Annotated in this window: 19 protein-coding genes; 9 read left to right on the top strand and 10 right to left on the bottom strand. The window is 70.2% G+C overall.

Translation table 11 applies throughout. The features are described from left to right. Together AB0333_RS02475 and AB0333_RS02470 are read right to left on the bottom strand one after the other, a co-directional pair. Positions 1–257: sulfite exporter TauE/SafE family protein (locus tag AB0333_RS02475; protein ID WP_366217172.1), on the bottom strand; the 257-nt coding region annotated here is incomplete at its 3' end. 51 nt (positions 258–308) lie between these two features. Beyond that, a complete protein-coding gene (locus AB0333_RS02470) occupies positions 309–605 on the bottom strand; it encodes a rhodanese-like domain-containing protein (protein ID WP_366217171.1) in 297 nt (98 codons plus the stop codon). A 192-nt stretch (positions 606–797) separates the two neighbouring features. On the opposite strand from AB0333_RS02470, the gene AB0333_RS02465 reads away from it, so the two are divergent. From AB0333_RS02465 to AB0333_RS02445, 5 genes are all read left to right on the top strand, one after another. After that, positions 798–1055 (top strand): metal-sensitive transcriptional regulator, encoded by a 258-nt coding sequence (locus AB0333_RS02465; protein ID WP_366217170.1) that lies wholly within the window; start codon positions 798–800, stop codon positions 1053–1055. A 57-nt stretch (positions 1056–1112) separates the two neighbouring features. Then, entirely contained in the window at positions 1113–1556 is a 444-nt protein-coding gene (locus tag AB0333_RS02460; RefSeq protein ID WP_366217169.1) for a DUF302 domain-containing protein, read from the top strand. 526 nt (positions 1557–2082) lie between these two features. Continuing rightward, the gene (locus AB0333_RS02455) at positions 2083–2934 is read left to right on the top strand and encodes an NYN domain-containing protein (protein ID WP_366217168.1); all 852 of its coding nucleotides are present in this window, start codon (positions 2083–2085) and stop codon (positions 2932–2934) included. 48 nt (positions 2935–2982) lie between these two features. Continuing rightward, complete coding sequence (locus AB0333_RS02450) at positions 2983–4431, top strand: M20/M25/M40 family metallo-hydrolase (protein ID WP_366217167.1); 1449 nt, start codon at positions 2983–2985, stop codon at positions 4429–4431. Positions 4432–4436: 5 nt separating this feature from the next. Then, complete coding sequence (locus AB0333_RS02445; protein WP_366217166.1) at positions 4437–5966, top strand: MFS transporter; 1530 nt, start codon at positions 4437–4439, stop codon at positions 5964–5966. 250 nt (positions 5967–6216) lie between these two features. On the opposite strand, the gene AB0333_RS02440 is transcribed toward AB0333_RS02445, so the two are convergent. Together AB0333_RS02440 and AB0333_RS02435 are read right to left on the bottom strand one after the other, a co-directional pair. Continuing rightward, positions 6217–8193, bottom strand: a complete 1977-nt coding sequence (locus AB0333_RS02440; RefSeq protein WP_366217165.1) for a histidine kinase — start codon at positions 8191–8193, stop codon at positions 6217–6219. Further along, complete coding sequence (locus AB0333_RS02435; RefSeq protein WP_366217164.1) at positions 8190–8855, bottom strand: response regulator transcription factor; 666 nt, start codon at positions 8853–8855, stop codon at positions 8190–8192. The genes AB0333_RS02440 and AB0333_RS02435 overlap by 4 nt, the downstream gene beginning before the upstream one ends. A 168-nt stretch (positions 8856–9023) precedes the next feature. On the opposite strand from AB0333_RS02435, the gene AB0333_RS02430 reads away from it, so the two are divergent. The 3 genes from AB0333_RS02430 to AB0333_RS02420 are packed head-to-tail and all read left to right on the top strand — an operon-like array spanning position 9024 to position 11453. Further along, the gene (locus AB0333_RS02430) at positions 9024–9413 is read left to right on the top strand and encodes a hypothetical protein (RefSeq protein WP_366217163.1); all 390 of its coding nucleotides are present in this window, start codon (positions 9024–9026) and stop codon (positions 9411–9413) included. Beyond that, positions 9410–10153 (top strand): hypothetical protein, encoded by a 744-nt coding sequence (locus AB0333_RS02425; protein WP_366217162.1) that lies wholly within the window; start codon positions 9410–9412, stop codon positions 10151–10153. The genes AB0333_RS02430 and AB0333_RS02425 overlap by 4 nt, the downstream gene beginning before the upstream one ends. 13 nt (positions 10154–10166) lie before the next feature. Continuing rightward, the gene (locus tag AB0333_RS02420; RefSeq protein WP_366217161.1) at positions 10167–11453 is read left to right on the top strand and encodes a glycosyltransferase; all 1287 of its coding nucleotides are present in this window, start codon (positions 10167–10169) and stop codon (positions 11451–11453) included. Between the two features lie 465 nt (positions 11454–11918). Here AB0333_RS02420 and AB0333_RS02415 read toward each other — a convergent pair whose 3' ends face one another. The 6 genes from AB0333_RS02415 to hemE all read right to left on the bottom strand — a co-directional run bounded on the left by AB0333_RS02415 (position 11919) and on the right by hemE (position 18720). Continuing rightward, positions 11919–12779 carry a uroporphyrinogen-III synthase gene (locus AB0333_RS02415; RefSeq protein ID WP_366217160.1) on the bottom strand — a complete coding sequence of 287 codons (861 nt, stop codon included), beginning with the start codon at positions 12777–12779 and terminating at the stop codon, positions 11919–11921. Between the two features lie 7 nt (positions 12780–12786). Continuing rightward, positions 12787–13827 (bottom strand): hydroxymethylbilane synthase, encoded by a 1041-nt coding sequence (gene hemC, locus AB0333_RS02410; protein WP_366217159.1) that lies wholly within the window; start codon positions 13825–13827, stop codon positions 12787–12789. Further along, entirely contained in the window at positions 13824–15134 is a 1311-nt protein-coding gene (locus AB0333_RS02405) for a ferrochelatase (RefSeq protein ID WP_366217197.1), read from the bottom strand. The genes hemC and AB0333_RS02405 overlap by 4 nt, the downstream gene beginning before the upstream one ends. Before the next feature lie 8 nt (positions 15135–15142). Then, positions 15143–15892, bottom strand: a complete 750-nt coding sequence (hemQ, locus tag AB0333_RS02400; protein WP_366217158.1) for a hydrogen peroxide-dependent heme synthase — start codon at positions 15890–15892, stop codon at positions 15143–15145. Positions 15893–16045: 153 nt separating this feature from the next. After that, positions 16046–17587, bottom strand: coding sequence for an FAD-dependent oxidoreductase (locus tag AB0333_RS02395; RefSeq protein WP_366217157.1), 1542 nt, complete (start codon positions 17585–17587; stop codon positions 16046–16048). Continuing rightward, a complete protein-coding gene (gene hemE, locus AB0333_RS02390; RefSeq protein ID WP_366217156.1) occupies positions 17584–18720 on the bottom strand; it encodes a uroporphyrinogen decarboxylase in 1137 nt (378 codons plus the stop codon). The genes AB0333_RS02395 and hemE overlap by 4 nt, the downstream gene beginning before the upstream one ends. 139 nt (positions 18721–18859) lie before the next feature. On the opposite strand from hemE, the gene AB0333_RS02385 reads away from it, so the two are divergent. After that, positions 18860–20236, top strand: a complete 1377-nt coding sequence (locus AB0333_RS02385; RefSeq protein ID WP_366217155.1) for a glutamyl-tRNA reductase — start codon at positions 18860–18862, stop codon at positions 20234–20236. Positions 20237–20238 lie beyond the last annotated feature (2 nt).

Below are 20238 nucleotides of genomic sequence, written 5' to 3'. Positions count from 1 at the left end.
GCCCCGGCCATGCCGGCGGCACCGAAGATCAGCCCCGTGCGCCACTTGACCCGCTGGTTGCGGGCGTGGGTGATGGCGCTGAAGGCGGAGGTGACTCCGACGACGAACAGGGACGCGGCGATCGCCTCCTTGGGATCCAGACCGGCGACGTAGGTCAGGATCGGCACGGTCAGGATCGATCCGCCGCCGCCGAGCAGGCCCAGGGAGAGCCCGATCAACACCGAGAGCAGCAGGGTCAGAAGAAGGGTGAGCGTCATGGCAGCGTCCTTGTCAGTCGGCGGTCAGCAGTCATCGGTCGGGGGCCGGGCTCAGTGGGCCGGCACTCCGGCGCCCTGCCAGGCGACCATCCCGCCGGTCATGGTGTCGGCGGTGTAGCCGGCCTGATTGAGCGCCTCGGCCACCCGGGCGCTGCGGTTGCCGCTGCGGCACACCACGATCACCGGGCGGGACCGGTCCAGCTCCTGCAGTCGGGAACCGAGCTGGTCCATGGGAATGTGCAGGGCGCCGGGGATCATCCCCTCGGCTACCTCGACATCCTCGCGCACATCCAGAATCTGGTCCTGGGCCCGGCGCTCATCGGCCTCGGCAATGGTGATCTCCGGCATGACTACTCCTCAACGTATCGGGGACATCAAAGGGGACGGATCCGTGGCGCTTAGGCCAAAGCCGGGCTGTCCAGCAGGTATCCGGTCACAGGCAGAGCCTGTCTCGACTCAGTATGCACGATACCCCCAGGGGTATGCAAGACACCCCCTGGGGTATAGAATGGATGGCACGCCCCGACCTCAGGAGACCACGTGCAACTGGACGCCACCGAGATGACCCCCGTACTCAACCGCCTCAAGCGCGCCCAAGGCCAGCTCACCGCCGTGGTGCGGATGCTCGAGGAGGGCCGGGACTGCAAGGACGTCGTCACCCAGCTCTCGGCGGTGTCCAAGGCCCTGGACCGCGCCGGCTTCGCCATCATCGCCAGCGGGCTCGAGCAGTGCCTGGCCAATCCGGAGGAGACCCTGGACAAGAAGGACCTGGAGAAGCTCTTCCTCTCCCTAGCCTGACCGGCCCGACCTCGGGCAGGCTGGGGAACACCGCAATCGTCCACGAAGGAGTCCAGCATGGCGTACACGCATTCGATCACCGTCCCCCTGCCCTACGAGCAGGCCGTGGAACGCACCCGCCAGGCCCTGGCCGAGCAGGGCTTCGGCATCCTCACCGAGGTTGACATCACCGCCACGTTCGCCGACAAGCTCGGCCCCGACGCCGCCGCGGACCTCGGCGACTACGTGATCCTCGGGGCCTGCAACCCGACCCTGGCCAGCCGTGCCCTGGCGGCTGAACCGCAACTCGGCACCCTGCTGCCGTGCAATGTCGTGGTCCGCCGCGGGCCCGACGGCCAGCACACCATCATCGAGGCCATCGACGCCCAGACCATGGTCCGCCTCAGCGACAGCCCCCAGGTCCGCGAGGTCGCCGACGACGCCGACACCCGCCTGCGCGCCGCCCTGGCCAGCCTCGACCACACAGGCCCCGCACACCCGGACTCCGACCCGGTCCACTGAACCTGACGGGCGCCCCTACGCCCGTCGCCTTACCCCCAGTACCCAGATGCCCCGCAGGTGCAGGGGCGGCGCCGGCCATTGCCTGGCACCACGAAGGGTCCTGGACTGGACACCTCCGTCCGCAGTACACCATGTCGCTGGACACTCCTGCGGGACGGGTATACCCGGTGGTGAACCTGTCTGCGGAGAACGCTTGAAGGGCGGGTTCTCACACGACCGGGTGCACCGCCATTCACATTCAACAACCCAGGTCAGCACGGAGGGCCACCGGTAGAGGGTCGGCTAACGGAGAACCCTGGCGTCACCTAGGTGATTAGTGCAGGCCACTCCTGACATCCGTGCCGTCGACTTCTGAAATCGACACATGGTGACACGAACACAGTCCGCAGACGGCGTCCCGGTTGACCCGTCCGGTGCAGTGTCCGGTGAGCGCACGGCATCCGAGACGGAGTCCAACCGGCCAGGACAATTCCTGGGACAGGCGCGCACGCCCAACCGGCACCAAGGATCCCGGTACGGTGACCCCATGACCGAAATCTCCAGCGCCACCACCCGCATCGCCGTGCTGATCGACTGTGACAACGTCTCCCCCACCCACGCCGGCGCGGTGCTGGAGGAGCTCGCCACCTACGGCACACCGACCATCAAGCGCGCCTACGGGGACTGGACCACCAACCAGCTCAGCGGCTGGAAGAACGAGCTGAACCGCCTGGCCATCCAGCCCACCCAGCAGTTCTCCTACACCGTCGGGAAGAACTCCACGGACTCGGCCCTGATCATCGACGCCATGGACCTGCTGTGGATGGGCAACGTGGAGGCCTTCGCGATCGTCTCCTCGGACTCCGACTTCACCCGGCTGGCCACCCGGCTACGCGAATCCGGCAAGCGCGTCATCGGTCTCGGCGAGCGTAAGACCCCGGAGTCCCTGCGCAACGCGGTGGACCAGTTCATCTACCTCGAGCTGCTCGGGGGCGCTCGGGAGGAGGACACCGCTCCGTCCCGGCGGGCCACTCGCCGGGGCCGCCGGGGCGGTGCCGCGAACGACAACGACACCGATACTGATGCCGCCGATGGCACGGCCGACGTTCCTGTCGTCGTCGACACACCCGACGCACCTGATGCACTGGACGAGGACCGCGCGCGCATCAACCTGGAGAGCGCCTTGGCCAAGGCCCTCAACGCCACCAGCGGCGACGATGGCTGGGCCTCCTTGAGCCGCGTCGGCCAGCACCTGAGCCGCACCCACGTGGACTTCGACCCCCGTGATTTCGGGCACCAGAAGCTGAGCACCCTGGTCTCCGAACAGCCTTACCTGGAACACCGCACGGTCGGTTCGCGCATGCAGGTCCGCCTCAAGCAGGGCAGGAACCGGATGTGACCGTCCCGGGCCGGTTACCGGCCGGTAATCTAGGCTACCCTCTTGGTCATGACTGTCACTTGCGTCACACCCCGGCCCGGCGCCGGCCGCCGCCTGGCCGAGCTGATCCGCCTCCGCACCGTCTCCGCCCTGCACGGCGAACCGGAGCAGCCCGCCGTCAACACGGATTTCGAGGCGTTCCCGGAGCTCCTGGCCCAGCTCTACCCGCTCGTCCACCATCGCCTGGATCACGAGATCGTGGATTCCACCGGTCTGCTGTTCCGCTGGCGAGGTGCCCGCGCCACGGACCCCCTGGTCCTCATGGCCCATTGGGACGTCGTCCCCGCGCCCGAAGACCAGGCCGCGTGGACGGCCGCCGGTTGGGACACGGACCCGTTCGCCGGGACGGAGCACCTCGCGTCCGGCGAACCGGCGGTGACGGGCCGTGGCGCCCTCGATGACAAGGGCCCGCTCGTGGTCGTCCTGGAGGCGGTGGAGAACCTCCTGGCCTCAGGCTTCACCCCGGATCACGACGTCTGGCTCGTCTTCGGCGGCGACGAGGAGGTCGGCGGGCGCAACGCGGCGGCCATCTCCGAGCTGCTCCGCGAACGCCTCCGGACGGAGCAGGGCCAGAACGCCGAACCGTGGCTGGTCCTCGACGAGGGCGGCGCGGTGGTCCCCGCCCCGCTGTCCTTCGTCCAGGGCACGTGTGCCATGGTGGGCCTCGCCGAGAAGGGCCAGGTCCAGGTGCGGCTCACCGTCTCCGGCGCCGGCGGCCACGCCTCCTCCCCGCCCTCCGGCTCCCCCATCCCGCGCCTGGCGCGCGCCCTGCGCCGCCTGGAGCGGCGACCCTTCCCTGCCCGGCTGAACGGCACGACGTCGGCCATGCTCGGAGCGCTCGCCCCGCTGGCCTCCGGGGTGGCGGGCCGCGCCCTGCCGTGGGCCCTGCGTTCGGGGACCGTGGCGGCCCGGGCCCTGGGCGCGATGGGCGGCGAGGCGGCCGCCATGGTGCGCACCACCGTGGCCCAGACCCGGCTGGAGGCCGGGACAGCGAACAACGTGCTGCCCTCCACGGCCTGCGCCACCCTGGACTGCCGGATCGTGCCCGGGGAGACCGTGGCAGGAGTCCTGGACGGCATCGCGCATCGCATCGCCGACCCTGCAGTGGAGGTCGAGCTCCTCCACGGTCAGGATCCCTCCCCCGAATCCCCTGCGCAGGGTGACCGATTCACGGCCCTGGAAGCCGCCGTCGGGACCTCGTGGCCGGACGCGACAACCGTGCCCTACCTGTTGATGGCCGCCACCGACTCCCGGCACTTCCACGCCTGGTGCCGCCACGTCTACCGGTTCGCCCCGCTCTGGATGGATGACGCCCAACGGGCCTCCATCCACGGGGAGAACGAGTGGGTGTCCGTGGCCTCGCTGGAGCGGGGTGAGCGCTTCCACCGCGATCTCATCACGGGCCGAGGCGGCCGCTTCGCTGATTCCGACGCGTCGGCAGCCGGCGGCCAGCGGTGAAGGCGGTGCTCGCGCGGCGCCGGCAGGGTGGTGCGCTGCTCTTCGGCGGACTGGCCTCCATCGTCGGGTTCCTCGCTTTCGTCGAGTTCACCTCCGGAGTGCTCCAGGGCTACTACACGCCCCTGTTGACGGACATCGCACGGCACCTCGAGGTGAACGACGCGGACGTCAACTGGTTGGAGGGCTCCCAGCTGATGCTGTCCGCCCTCGTGGTGCCGATGCTCTCCAAGCTCGGGGATCAGGTGGGTCACCGGCAGGTGCTGATCTGGTCCACCGCCGTGACCCTAGCCGCGTCGATCGCCCTCGTGGTGGCCCCCGTGTTCTGGGTGTTCCTGGTCGCGTGGGCCTTCCAGGGGTTCTACGTGGTGTGGCTGCCGTTGGAGATCGCCCTGATCTACGTCCGGACGGCGGCACGAGAGGACGCCGCGGGGGCAGCGGCGGGCCCGGGCTCAGCGGCGTTGACGCGGCGGGCCGCCGCCCTGCTGGTCGGTGCCCTGGAGGTCGGGGCCATCGCGGGTGCCCTGGCCGCCGGCGCCCTGGTGGACACCATGGACGTCCAGGCCGTGCTGGCCGTGCCGGCCGTGGTGGTGGGACTGTGCCTGGTGGCCATCATCCTCGGGGTCGAGGAGACGCCCGGGGCCTCGATGGCCAACTTCCGCCGCCGGGATTTCGACATGACCGGGCTGTTCTGGGTCACGGTGGCCCTCGTGCTGATCATGGGCTCGCTGTTCGTGCTGCGGGGTGCCGGCCTCGCGCCGGACCGGCCCGGGTTCTGGCTCTCGGTGCTGATGCTCGCGGCCGGCGCCCTCGCTCTGGTGCGGTTCGTCCGGGTCGAGCGGGAGCATCCCGATCCTCTGATCGACATCCGCATGTTCACCGATCCCGCCCTCTGGCCGGTCTTCGCGACCGCGGGCCTGTTCGGGGTCTCGGTCCTCGGCGCCCAGGCACCGTTGTCCACGTTCGCCCGGACCGACCCTGAGATCTACGGCTACGGGTTGGGGACCACCGGTTTCCAGACCTCCCTCATCATCGGCAGCTACCTCGTCGCCATGGTGGTCGGGGCCTGCCTGCTGCCGGTGGCCTCGCGGTGGACGAGTCCACGGCTGGCCCTGTTGTTCGCGACCCTGTGCGTGGCGGTCGGCTTCGGCCTGTTCCTGCCGTTCCATGACCAGGCCGGGCAGGTGGTGGCGAACATGGTGGTGGTGGGTCTCGGTTCCGGCGCCCTGGTGGCCTCGCTGCCGGCCGCGGCCGCCGCGGCCGCCCCGCGGGAGCAGACCGGCGTGGCCACGGGACTGACCAACTCGGTCAAGACCGTGGGCGGCGCGGTGGCCTCCTGCATCTTCGGACTGGCCCTGGCCACCACCGCCGCGGCGGGAATTCCGGGCCCGGAGGCCCTTCCCGAGATCGCGGGTTCCGCCGACGTCGGCACGGCCGGTTCATTCTCCGGCTACCTCACCGTCTGGATCGTCTGCTCCGCCACCGCGTTCGCGGCCGCGGTACTGCTGCTGTTCGTCCCGAAGCGCGCGTTCTCCTAGCGCGCATGATCGTTGGTTCGCGCGGCGAAAGCCAGGGGCCTGAAGATCATGCGTGCCGCCTCCGAGGGGCGCATGAACGCCTCAATCTCCGTCGAGATGGGATTGCATGTGGACAGGGTGCGCGAGTCGCGACGATGTCACGCCACCCGGGGCCTGCTGCCAAACGACCTTTCTGTGTCATGGACAACGGCTCCTCGCACAGCAGAATGTGCCGGTCTCGGTACGCGGGCTGTTCAGCCATCCGCTGGCTTCAGTCGTCGGAGGCCCTCAGCGGTAGACGGGCTTCGACCTCCCATCCACACGGAGCGGGGCCGACGGCAACCGTTCCTCCGAGTTCTTCGACTCGATCAATGAGCGAACGGATGCCGACACCAGTTCGATACTGGGATGGCGGATTTCCGTCGTCCCGAACCGTCACCACTAGCGCGTCGGCATCAACCGCTACGCCGACGGTGACCTTCGAGCCCGACGAGTGCCGGTTGGCATTCGCGATCCCCTCGAGCGCAACGCGGTAGGCGGCCAGTTCCACGGCGGGCGACAGCTCAAGGAGCGCATCCTCTGCTGTCACCTCGACGTCCAGCGCCGCCGGATGCTCGGCATGCTCGCGCAACGCTCCGATCAGCCCGTGCTCATCCAGCGGGATTGGCCGCAACCCGTATACGACAAGCCGAACCTCGGTGAGTGCACTGCCGACGTCTGCTCTCGCGTCGGCGAGGACCGTGCGCGCTCGACGTGGGTCAGAAACTAGGATGTTGCCTGCGGCGTCGATTCGGAGCGCGGCGCTCGTGAGCGTGGGTCCAAGCCCATCGTGTAGGTCGCGATGTAGCACCTTGCGCTCGCGCTCGCGTGATTCAACGGTCTGGGCGCGCGCGTCGCGCAGATCGTTGACCAGCGCCCGCTCGCGCAGCACCATTCCGAGGAGCGGTGTCACCAGCGCCAGTGCTCGCTGATCGGCCTCGTGCAGCGAGCGATCACCGGGGCGCAGCGAGACCATGAGCACACCGCATGCTTCGCCTCCGGAGGTGAGGGGAAGCGCGACGCGTGGCGAGTCGGCGGCATCGGATCCATCCTCGGCGAGCTCGCGACCGTCGGGTGCGACGACGGTGACGCGGGGCAATCGCAGTGAGTTGCGTAGCGCCGCGAGCACCCCGGTCAGATCGGCTGCGGCATCCAGCGTTTCGCTGACACTCTGAGCGGTGGCGCTCGGATCGGCGCGGACGCCGTAAAATGTATGTGCGATCGCTCGCTGGAGCAAGAGGCGCAGCGGATTGAACGCCAGGGCGACCGCGACAGCGACCAGGAGGGCCACGGTCCGGTCGGCATCTGCGGGCACGACCAGGGTGAGCACGGCAACCATGCCGGCATACAGGGCGATGACCACCGCGATGAGCAGGCCGTACAGGAGTGTGCGCGAGAGAACGACGCGGATGTCGAGTAGCCGATATCGCACGATCCCGATCGCGACGGCGATTGGAAGGGAGACCGTGCTCAGCAGCAACAGGATCGGTCCATCGCCCGTGATCCAGCGCTGGAGATTCAGCAGGAGCATGGCGACCACGGCGAGGATGAGCCACAGCAACTGCCGGCGAGTCTGTTCCCCGCCGCGCAGGTAGCGGAAGACGAGGGAGGCGACCACGAGCACCAGCATCGCGAGCGCCGCGATACTGTTCACCGTGTCGAAAACCAGGAACGGCGCTCCCGGCCACGCGAACAGCGATACGGCACCTGGCTCCGAGGGCGTCGGACCATACGGATTCATCACCGCCGTGACGACGCCGAACAACGTGACACCGATGATCAGCCACGCCACCGGGCGCCACGCTGGTGAGGGTAGCCGACCGTCAGGGAACAGCAGCAGTGCGAGGAAAAACAGGCTCGGTAGGCCGAGCGTCCACGCAGCCAGGAAGACCGCCGCCATCACGCGGGTGACCGGCCAGGGCCAGTCCGCTTCGACGGCCAGCGCTCCGAGCGGAGCGAGTGCGCCGGACACGAGGTGGCCGAGGCCGGCGACCATGAAGATGATGCCGACGCGATTGCGGGGGCGGAACCATCCGATCATCACCGCGCACAGGGCGAGAGCGAGACCGACTACGACGTTGGTGAAGGCGTACGATTCGACGTAATCCGACCAGGTCCAATCGACGAGCACGGATATGCTGATCGACACAACGGCAAGGGTGAGCGCGACGCCACCCGTCACAACAACGGACGTGCGCGAGTCATTCACAGCGATCCGTCCGGCGCGCGCCCTTGGCCAAGCCCGGCCTGGCGCGCCACGACGATCGCTTCGGCACGGGTGGCGACCCCCAGCTTGAGGAAGATCGCCGAGATGTGATTGCCCACCGTCTTCGTCGCCAGCGAGAGCTGATCAGCGATCGCCGCGTTCGACAGTCCCGCGGCGAGCAGATCGGTCACGTCGCGTTCGCGGGAGGTCAACTGCGGCAGCGCACGCACCGGAGCGTCCGGCGTCACGCGCCGCAGCACCCTTTCGGCGACTCCGCTGCTGAAGATGGCGTCCCCCGATCCCACAGCGCGGATCGCGCGCTCTATCTCGGCTTGATCCGCTCCCTTCAGCAGGTACCCACGGGCCCCGGCTGAGAGGGCGGCGGCGATCAGCGCGTCCTCGTCGAACATCGTCAGCACCAGCACCGAGGTTCCGGGAAAGCCCGCGGTGATCCGTCGCGTCGCTGCCATGCCGTCCATGCCCGGCATCCGCAAGTCCATCACCACGACGTCGGGCCGGTGAAGCGCCGTCTCGCGAATCGCGGCCTCCCCATCCTCGGCCTCTGCGACGACGACGATGCCGTCGAGCGTCTCCAACAGGGCGGATAGCCCCCCGCGGACCACGGGGTGATCATCGGCGAGCAGGACTCGGATGGGGTCGGGCATGACTGATTATCCCCCCGCCATCTCGCACCGCCCTAGGGGTGTGCCCCCGGGTGAGCCGGGAAAACCTCCCGGGTTCCCCTCCACCCCAGCGGTCCAGACCCCATGTCTCGAACGTGGTGATGGCGAATGCTGGGAGCGTCGGCAGATCGTCGACGAGAAAGGAACGTCATGTCCACGCTCTCGATAGTCTCACCGCTACCCCGCATCGGCGTCCTGCGCAGCGGGCTGGTGCTGGCCAGTGTGCTGGGCGCGCTTGACATCGCCACCGGGGTGATGGCTCTCTTCGGCGGCTTCTTCGCACCGCCTGAAGTCGGCATCGTGATGATCGTGCTCGGCGTCGCCACGGTGGCCCTCATGCCGTTCTCCTGGAGCGGAGGACACCGCTGGCCCGCGTGGACCGCCGTCGCGCTGCGACTTCTCTCGAGCACTGCCGGACTACCCGCGTTCTTCGTGGTGGGTGCTCCCGTCGCCGGAGTTGTCTTGGCGGCCGTCGGCATCTTGCTGGCCGTCCTGTGCGCCGCACTCGTCGCATACGGATTCGGCGGGACGCGGCGATGACCACCACAGCTTGGCGCTCGACAACCGAGATCATTCGGCCACGTGCGGACCTACGCCGCTTCGACCGAATCGTCGCGGCGATCCTCATGCCGATCGGACCGGCCGCCGTCGCAATGCTGCGGTTCGTCATCCCCGGCGAACCCGTTGCTGAATCGGTTGCCGCGGATCCCAGTGCCCAACGTCTCGTTCTGGCCCTCGGAGTGGTCGCGGTCTTCACCCTGCTGCCGGGCGCGTACGCGGCGATCCACGTGCTGCGCAGAAGTGCGCCCCGCCTCACGGCCTGGACCGCCGTGCTACTCATCCCGGGCTACCTCGGTATGAGCGCGCTGTTCGGTCTCGACGCCTTCACTATGGCCAGCTACGACGCGGGAATGGCTCCCGCAGACACCAAGCTCGTGGCTGACGCGATGATGGCGCTACCCACCTCCACAATTCTGATGCTGGCGTTTCTGGTCGGCCACATCGCCGGAACGGTGATGCTCGGCACCGCAGCCCTGTCCGCGCGCGCGATCCCCCTCTTCATCGGAATCCTGCTGGTCATCTCTCAGCCGCTCCACCTCGTCGCAGTGATGACATCGCTGCGCTGGCTCGACCTGGTCGCGTGGGGACTCACCGCCGTCGGGATGGCGGCGCTGGCATGGCGCGTCCTGCACACCACGAACGAAGAGTGGGACCTGCCCCCGACACCGCAAACGGAGTCACGCTCTCGATCCCGTCGACACGTGGCTCGGCCTGGCTGAAAGGAGTTAAGAGATGAAGTACTTGCTCGCGATCTGGGATGGCGGTGGAGCGACCCTGCCGAACCTCGGCATTGCACGCCTACTCGTCGGACGCGGTCATGAGGTGGTGGTGTATGGCGACCTCACACTCGCTGCAGATGTCGTCGGGACAGGGGCGATCTACAGGACCTGGCCGACCGCTCCGCAGCGTGTGTCGACCGCCCCCGAAGACGACGTGCTCAAGGACTGGGAGTGCCGCACTCCGATCGGTGCCGTCTTGCGGCTGCGCGACCGACTCATCGCCGGACCATCGGCTCGATTCGCCGCCGACGTCGCCGCCGCCCTGGACGACGAACCATTCGACGCAGTGCTCGCCGACGGCATACTGCTCGGGGCGCTGGTGGGGGCCGAAGCAAGGGGCATCCCGGCCGCCGCACTGGTCGGCAGCGTCTACATCGCGCCGTCGCGCGTCCGCCCGCCTGCCGGTGGCATCCAACCGGCCAAGGGACCTTGGGGACGCGCGCGCGACCGCGTCGGATTCGGTCTGGTGAATCTGTTGTGGCGCGGCGGTCTGCGCAACCTCAATAATGCCCGCACTGAGCACGGACTGGGTCCGATTGATCACCTCTGGAACCAGTGGGATCGTGCGGATCGCGTGCTGATGCTGACGGGGTCGGCGTTCGACGACCCACCGCCGGATGCACCGAATGTGAGGTATGTCGGGCCGGTGCTGGAAGACATTCCCGCCACGGGGAGGCCCAAGCTGCCGCCGGGCAAAGACCCGCTCGTGGTCGTCGGACTGTCGAGTTCGTACATGGATCAGTCCGACCTGTTGATCCGGATCGCTCAGGCTTTGTCCTCGATTCCCGTGCGCGGCGTCATCACGACAGGGCCAGCGGTCGATCCGGTCGACGTCCCGGCTGCGGCGAACGTCGTCGTGGTCCGGACGGCGGCGCACACAGAGCTCATCTCCCAGGCCGACCTCGTCGTCACACACGCGGGTCACGGGACGCTGATCAAGGCGATTGCGGCGGGCGTGCCGACACTCTGCCTGCCACTCGGTCGCGATCAGCATGACAACGCCGCCCGCGCGGCGCGCCACGGCGTCGGCCTCGTGTTGTCGGCGCGTTCGGATGCGGACACCATCGCCGACGCCATCGGCCATATGTTCCACGAACCGTCCTTCCGCGCAGCCGCCGCCGCACTCGGAGAACAGATCTGGGCGGAAATCGTCTCAGGTGCTCTCATGGAAGAACTAGAGGACCTACCGCAGGCGAGAAACTCCCCGGAGGCAGGTGGCCGGGAATCTGCGTGGCGATGAGGTCCACGTCGCCCCCGGCGGTCACGGTGATGTGGACGGCTGCATGCGCGCGCAACGATTCGCCATCTGCCACCACCCCGAACAGGCCCACCGCGAGGTCGAGGTGGTCGAGGTGAGAAGACCACAGTCTTCCACGAGCGGTTGGTCGGGCTCTCGTACTTCGTACCGGGAGGGTCCGCCAGAGCACCCTCATCGACCGCGCACCGGCGACCAGTTGACTTTCCTGGGCACAACAAACTTGCAGTACAATCGGTCCGAGCGGCGACAGCCCGCGTTCCTTTTGTTCCCCCGGCCCTCGCGGCTGCTCGTGGTCGGATTGTTCGGCTCAGGCAGGAGCACCCTGGCGGCACGGATCGCCGACCAGATGGGAGTCCCCCACACCGAGATCGATGCCCTGAACCACGGACCCGGGTATGTCCCACACACCGGGCCGTGGAGGGTCCCGCCGATGGATGACCTCGCCGGCTACGGAGCCGTGAGTGCGGCGAGCAGGCCCGCGGCATCGGGGGCCGGAGCCGTCCCCGTGAGCACCAGCCCGACGGAGTCGGCGGCTCTGGCGGTAGGCTGCCCGATCGCGAAGAACCGGGTTCCGGCGGGGACGATAACGCCGCTGCGGCGGACCAGTTCCCGGACGGCGCTGGGGCTCGTCAGGACGACGTCGGCACCCTCCAGGTCCTCCGGCGTCACGATCGTGGGCCAGGCCCCAGTCTCGGCCGCGGTCCCAGTTCCCGCAGGCGTCCCCGCGGCGGCGCCCACGGTCTCGCCTCTCAGCAGTCGGCGGCCGGCCGCGGCCGGATAGGGCACGGTCCGGTAGGCCTCGATGCGGTTCACGTCCCAGCCACGCTCGATCAGGCCACGGGCGACCTCGTCCGTGGCCAGTGCCGACTGCGGCAACAGCACTCCACGGCCGGAGGCCTCCGCCGGTGACGGGAACTGCGCGAGGATGCCGGCAGCGGAGGCGTCGCCCTCCGGCATCCAGGGGATCTCGGTGCAGCCGGCCGCGGCGAGCACGCGGGCGGTCCCGGGGCCGGTGACGGCCACCCGGAGGCCGGCGGCCACCCGGCCGTCCCACCCGGCGCACACCAGGGCCCGAACGGTGTTCGGGCTGGTCAGAACCAACCAGGCCGGAGCCGGGTCCAGCTGCCCCACCGGTTCCACGCGCCGCACGACGGCACGGAGCTCAGCGAGGTTCTCCGGCAATGCGAAGTCGGTCAGGGGCAGGAAGGCGACCCGATAGCCGGCTTCGGTCAACCCGGCCTCGACCGCCCCGGCCTGAGTCGGTTGGCGGGTCAGGATCACCACAGGACGGTCGGCAGTCACGGGCATCAGGAGATCACTGCGAGGTGGGCAGCAGGTCGGCGCCGCCGGCCAGCATGGCCTCCGCCACGTCCATGCCGAGCTGGCGCGCCAGGCCGAGCGTCTCGGAGTCGGCGGAGCCGTCCTCCCGGCGGACTCGGACGGCCGGCAGGTCCACGGAGGCGTGCTCACGCAGCAGGCGGCTGCCGTCGGTCGCGGCCACCACGGCATCCATCACCAGCCGGGCCGGGTCCTTCTCCACCCGGGCCAGGGCGCCGATCGGTGCCGCACAGCCGGCCTCGAGCCGCTCCAGCAGGGCCCGCTCGGCGGTGACCTGCAATCGGGTCACGGCGTCGTCGTACCCGGCCAGGGCCTGCGCCACTGGATGGGTGGACCCGGCGCCGGTCACCGCCGTCTCCGGGCGGCACTCCACGGCCAGGGCGCCCTGCCCCGGGGCCGGCATCATGACGGTCGGCGCGAGGCGTTCGGTGATGGCCCAGTCGAAGCCGATCCGGTCGAGTCCGGCGCAGGCCAGGACCACGGCGTCCAGGTCGCCGCGCGGGGAGCCTGCGGCGGCGGGGGCGTGATCATCGTGCTGCTCCAGCCCCGGAACCCGTGCGAGGCGGGTCTGCACATTGCCGCGGATGTCCACGACGTCCAGGTCCGGGCGCACGGCCTTGAGCTGGGCGACCCGCCGGGGCGAACCGGTGCCGACCTTCGCGCCCTGCGGCAGCTCGGACAGCCGCATGCCGTCCCGGGCACACAGGGCGTCCCGGACGTCCACCCGCTTCGGGATGGAGGCGATCACCAGGCCCTCCGGCTGGACGGAGGGCAGGTCCTTGAGGGAGTGCACCGCCAGGTCCACCTTCGCGTCCAGCACGGCCGCGCGCAGGGCCGAGGCGAAGACCCCGGTGCCACCGAGCGAGGCCAGGGACCCCGTGGTCACGTCCCCCTCGGTCCGGATGATCTCCAGTTCGGCGTCCAGCCCGGAGAGGCCGGCCAGGGCCTCCGCCACCGTGGTCGTCTGGGTCCGGGCCAGTCGGGATCCGCGCGTGCCGATCGTGAACGTGCCGGTCATGGGGTCGGAACACCCACCTCGGCATCGAAGGCCGCCACGGTGGGGCGGACCGTGCCGTCCCGCATGACCTTGACGCAGCAGTTCGGCGCGCAGACGTCTCGCCAGGCGCCGAAGCAGCCCACGGCGGCACGGCCCTCCCGCCGGCCCAGGCGCTCCTCGACGATGTCGACGAGGCCCGAGACGAACGCCGGGTGCGTCCCCGGGGTCGGGGTGCGGCGGAAGGCCAGGCCGAGGTTCTCGGCGGTCTCCTTGGCCTCGGTGTCCAGGTCCCACACCACTTCCATGTGGTCGGACACGAAGCCCAGCGGCACCACGAGCACCCCGGCGAGCGGGCCGGCGTCGGTCCCTTCGCCGTGGTTCTCGGCCTCGCTGTGGTTCTCGCGTCCGCCCTCGGCTTCGCCATCACCGGCGGGCGCGGCCGCCACCTGCTCGATCGCATCGTTGATGTCCGGCTCGAGCCACGGCACGTGCGGGGCACCGGAGCGGGACTGATAGACCAGCGACCACTCGATCCCGGCGGCCTCGGGGACGCGCCGCAGGATCTCCTCGGCCACGTCCAGGTGCTGGGCCGAGTAGACGTCGGCCCCGTTGCCCTCGCCCGGTGCCAGCCCGGTCTTCTCCCGCAGCTCCGCAGCCACCGGACGGGGCCCTGCGGCCTCGGCATCCGAGGTCGGGATGGAGTGCGTGGCGAAGAAGATGTGCAGCCGGCCGTCCGGCCGGCCAGCGGCCGCCAGCTCGGCGCGGATCTCGGCCAGCCCGGCACTCAGTCCCTCGGCGAAGGGGGCCACGAATCCGGGGTGGTTGAAGTACTGGCGGATCTTGTCGGCCTCGAGCTTGCCCTCCAGGCCGGTGGACCGCAGGGCCATGCCCAGGTCCTCGCGGTACTGACGGCAGGAGGAATAGCAGGAGTAGGCCGAGGTCGCCACGGTCAGCATCTTCCGGTGCCCGTCGGCGTAGATCCGCTCGAGGGTCTGGGGGATGTAGGGCTCCCAGTTGCGGTTGCCCCAGTAGACCGGCAGGTCGATCCCGCGGGCGGCCAGCTCGGTCTGCAGGGCCTCCAGCAGGGCACGGTTCTGCTCGTTGATCGGGCTGATGCCCCCGTTGGCCCGGTAGTGGGTGGCCACCTCCTCGAGGCGCTCATCGGGGATGCCGCGGCCCGCAGTGACGTTGCGCAGGAACGGGATCACATCATCCTGTCCCTCGGGTCCGCCGAAGGAGGCCAGCAGGATGGAGTCGTAGTCCTTCGCGGCCATGGTGCCGCGCTCGTCCACCCCGGCCAGGGGATCAAAACCGGGATTCTGGGCCATGTCCGTCATCAGGCCAGGACCTCCGCGATCTCGCTGGTGGTGATGTGGCGGCCCGTGTAGAAGGGCACCTCTTCGCGCACATGCAGGCGGGTCTCGTTGTTGCGCAGGTGGCGCATCATGTCCACGAGGTTGTTCAGCTCCGGGGCCTCGAGGCCCAGCAGCCACTCCCAGTCGTTGAGGGCGAAGGCACTGGTGGTGTTGGCCCACACCATGGGGAACTCGCGGCCCAGCATGCCGTGGTCCTTGAGCATCCGGCCACGCTCGGCCGGCTCCAGCAGGTACCAGTCGTAGGAGCGGACGAAGGGGTAGAAGCACAGCCACTTCAGCGGCTTGCGTCCCATGGCGAAGGCCGGGATGTGGTCCTTGGCGAATTCGGCCATCCGGTCCGAGCCCATGGCGGACAGCACGATGGTGGTGCCGGCCAGCAGCTCGGTGCGGCGCAGGGTGCGGATGGCGGCCTGCAGGTCCTCGGCCACGTGACCGTACATCCAGACCATCAGGTCGGCGTCAGCGCGCATGCCGGAGACGTCATAGGTGCCGCGGACGGTCACGCCCTTCTCGGCCAGACCGGCGACGACCGCGTCGAACTGCTCCACGGCCCGCTTCCGCTCGGTCTCCGTGTGGCCGCCACCGTTGCCGGCCGCGTTCCGCGCGAAGACGGTGTAGGTGGTGAACCACTCGACCTTCGCGGCATCGCCCGGGCTCTCTACTGCCTGGGTGCCGGCGTCTGCGTCGCCCTGAGGCTGGTTCTCGGTCATCGTCACAACTCCTGTGGTGTCACCTGAAAAGTTCTGGGTTCCGTGCCCACCGCTGGTTTCTACAAGCGGTAGAACGAGCGGTCCCAGCCTACCCCTCCCGGCGGCGGGATGCCTCGGCTGGGTTGAGCGCGGCCCGCGGGACCGGCGGAGGGATCATGGCACGATCCGCCGGCGGACGTCGGCCACGATGGCGGCCAGTCCGGTTCCGGACAGCCAGGCCCCGACCGCGTCCAGCCCGGGCTGGTCCCCCAGCCAGGTGCGCACCGACTCCACCCTGGCCCGATGGTCCGTGGTGGCCGCGGGCAGGGCGGACTTCCACCGCACCACGAAGGAGTCGACCAGTCCCCCGGCCACATCCACCCCGGTGAGGGCGGTGGCATCCGCCAGGGCCCTGGCCCGCAGGTCCTCCTCCGGTGTGCGGTACCCCGGGTTGGCCGAATCAGGGGCATCGGTCACCCGGCCGTAGGACAGGCGCAGCACGTGGCGGTGGCCGCCGAGCTCCTGCCGAGCCCAGTCCCACTTGGCGCTGACGTGGGTCAGAGCCTTGGCTCCCACCACGTCCGGGGAGACGGCCGGTGAGACCAGCAGGCCGGTCCCCCGAGGGTTCGCGTCCAGCCCGGGAGCGTCCACCACCAGGGTCACGAGCGCGACGCCGGCCCCCTCCTGCGGCCGGTCCGCGGCGGACAGTGCCCCGCCGGAGACGGGGGCCAGCAGATCCCAGGCCCGGGGGCCGTCCGTGGCCACGACCACGCGATCCACCGTGATGGCCTCGGTGCCGCCCACACCGGCGGTCACGTCCACCGTCCAGCGGTGGTCGGCCGCGGCGCGCGCCAGCGTGACCGCGCGGGTGCCGGTCAGCACGCGGGCGCCAGCCCGGAGCACGTCCTCGGCGAGCGCCTCGGTCAGCGTGTGCAGGCCGCCGCGCAGGGAGGCGACGACGGCCCCTGGCGGGGCGGCGGCGCGCCGGGCGGCGACGGCGCGGACCAGTGACCCCTCCCTCACGAGGCCCTCCAGCAGACCCGGGGCGACAGTGCGCAGGTCCAGGGTGTCGGGGTCCGCGGAGTGCACCCCGGCGACGACGGGCGCGACCAGGGTCTGCAGCACGGCTTCCCCCAGGCGGTCCCGGACCACGGCGCCGACCGTGACCGGACTCCCCTCCTCGACGGCCTGGCGCCAGGTCTCCAGTGACGACGGCCCGGGCCTCGCGTGGGTGGGCGACGTCGCGTCCAGTGAGCCACCCGGCGAACCCTCGAGGTCTCGGCGAGCCCGCTCCAGGGCGTCGGCGCCGAGTGCCTCGGCGACCTCAGGGGCGTCCAGATCACCCGGGATCCCCAGGATCCCCAGGCGCGGTGCGGGCACGGCCCGGTGGCCTTGCCCCGGCCCGGACAGCGGCAGGTACAGCCACGATCCGCCGGGGTGGGGTGCGACGACGGCGGTCCCCAGTCCCAGCTCCTCCACCAGGCCGCGCACGGCCGGGGTGCGGACGGCGAAGGACTCCGCACCGGCGTCGAGGGTGAGCTCGTGGCCTTCGGGCAACGTCACGGTCCGCGGGGCCACGCATCCGCCGAGGGAATCGCCGGACTCCACCAGGGTGATCTCGTATCCCGCGCGCACCAGTTCCCAGGCGGAGAGCAGCCCGGACACTCCCCCACCGACCACGAGGGCGGTGGGGGTGACTGCCGGCCGGGAGGTCACGGCTGGATCGAGTGGATCAGGTCGACGACCCGGGTCAGGACCTCCGGATCGGTGTTGGGCGGGACGCCGTGGCCGAGGTTGACCACATGCCCCGGGGCCACACGACCGGCCTCGACGACGTCACGGACGTGGGCTTCGAGCACCTCCCACGGCGCGGGCAACAGGGCCGGGTCGATGTTGCCCTGCAGCGGGACGGTGCCGCGCCCGTCCGGGCCCGGCGTGGCACCCAGGCGGCGGTGGGCCTCGCCGAGCGGCAACCGGTAGTCGACGCCCATCACGGAGGCGCCGGCGTCGCGCATGGCCGGAAGGATCTCGGAGGTGCCGGTGCCGAAGTGCACGAGCGGCACCGGCACGCCACCACCGTCCACCAGGTCGCGGACATGGGAGAAGGCCCGCGCCGAGTGCGGCTGGACGTACCGCTGGTAGTCCGCCAGGGACAGGGATCCCGCCCAGGAGTCGAAGAGCTGGCCGGCGGAGGCTCCGGCCTCGATCTGCGCGCGGAGGAAGGCGCCGGCCGTGTTGGCGGCCCACGTGGCCAGGGCGTTCCACGTCTCCGGATCCGCGTGCATCATGGTGCGCGGCCCGAGGTGGTCACGGGAGGGGCCCCCCTCCACCATGTAGGCGGCGACGGTGAACGGCGCGCCGGCGAAACCGATCAGCGGGGTGCTGCCCAGCTCGGCCACGGTGAGGCGCACGGCCTCCCGGATCGGCTCGAGGGACTCGTCCGTCAGTTCAGGCAGGGCCGCCACATCGGCGGCGGTGCGCACCGCGTGGCCGAGCACGGGACCGGTGCCGGGGACGATGTCCACGTCCACGCCGGCCAGGCGCAGCGGGACGACGATGTCGGAGAAGAAGATGGCGGCGTCGACATCGTGCCGGCGTACTGGCTGCAGGGTGATCTCGGAGGCCAGTTCCGGCTTCAGGCAGGATTCGAGCATGCCGATGCCCTGGCGCACCTCCCGGTATTCCGGCAGTGATCGGCCGGCCTGCCGCATGAACCACACCGGGGTGCGGGACGGGGTCCCGCCGCGGAAGGCGGCGACCAGGGGGGATCCGACGGTGGATCGGGCCGGGTCGGCGGTGGCCAGCGGGTGGTCGGCGGGCAAGGGGGTGCCGGTCAGGGGTTCGGACATGACCGACATTGTCCCATTTTCCTTCCTCCGGGGTGAATCGCGTCGGCGCCGTGGTGATGACCGTGGTGATGACCGTGGTGATGAACACAGGGTGCCCTTCTTAGACCCGCCTGCCCGAAAGGATTAGAATCGGTGCATTGTGGCTTTGTTTTCCCTGGTTGCCTCGCACACCGACCTTGACCTCGACACGGTGGCGCAGCTGAGCAACGGCACCGGCGAGGTCGCCTCTGTCATCCCCGAATCCTCCGTCAGCGGTGCGGTCGTGCTGGCCACCTGCAACCGGGTGGAGATCTACGCCGAGGCCCCGGATGACCGGTCGGTCGAGCAGGCCCGGGCGGAGCTGCTCCAGGCGGTGACCCGTGGTTCCGGCCTGGCTGCGTCCACGGTGGAGTCCTCCTTCAAGGTCCTGACCGGCGACTCCGCCGTGCGCCACCTGTTCGAGGTGGGTTCCGGCCTGAAGTCGGCCGTGGTGGGTGAACGCGAGATCGCCGGACAGGTGCGCCGCGCCCTGGGCACCGCTCAGGAGACGGGGACCGCCACCGGCACCCTGGTCAAGCTCTTCGAATCGGCCACCCGCACGGCCAAGGACGTCGGCACGCGGACCGCGCTGGGCTCGGCAGGCCGCTCCATCGTCTCCGTGGCACTCGACCTCACGGCAGACCTGCATGCGGGGGTCTCCGACGCCGAGGCCCGCGCCTTCTGGGAGCAGGCCAACATCCTGGTCATCGGCACCGGGTCCTACGCCGGCACCACCCTGGCCCAGCTGGCCGACCGCGGCGCCGCCCATGTGGGCGTGCACTCCGCCTCCGGCCGTGCGGAGGCGTTCGTGGCGGACCGCGGCGGATGGGCCATGGCCCTCGGCGGGGAGAAGATCCACGGGGCGATCGCCGAGGCGGATGTCCTGATCGGCTGCTCCGGTGGGGATCGACGGCTGGAGGCAGAAACCCTGCGCCGGCTCCGCGAGGGCGTGGAGACCCGGTTGACCGTGCTGGACCTGGCCCTCAGCCACGACTTCGACCCGGCCATCGCCGACCTGCCCGGCGTGGACCTGATCACCCTGGAATCGGTGAAGATGGCCGCCCCCGAAGGCCAGCAGGAGTCCCTCGTCGAGGCCTCCCGGCTGGTGGATGGGGCAGTGGCCGGATACGTGCAGGAACGCAAGTCCCGCAGCGCCAACGAGGCCATCGTGGCCCTGCGCAAGCACACCCAGCAGGTGCTGGAGTCCGAGATGGAGCGGGTCCGCGGCAAGCACGGCTGCACCGCCGCTGCCGAAGAGGTGGAGTTCGCCCTGCGCCGCATGGTCCGCCAGATGCTCCACGAGCCCACCGTCCGGGCCAAGGAGATGGCGGCCGAGGGCCGTCTCGAGGAGTACGAGAACGCCCTGAACGTCCTGTTCGGCCTGGAGGTCTCCGCACCCGCGGCCCCCGCCGGCCTCGAGTCCTGCCCGGCCGACGTCGCGCCGGACGCCGCCACCGGAGCCGTGGAGCCGGCCGCCGGAGCAGCCCGCATCGCCTGACA

The organism is Citricoccus sp. NPDC079358, assembly GCF_040702545.1.
In the GTDB taxonomy this organism is placed as follows: Bacteria; Actinomycetota; Actinomycetes; order Actinomycetales; family Micrococcaceae; genus Citricoccus.
This window is presented reverse-complemented; position numbering and strand designations above follow the sequence as displayed.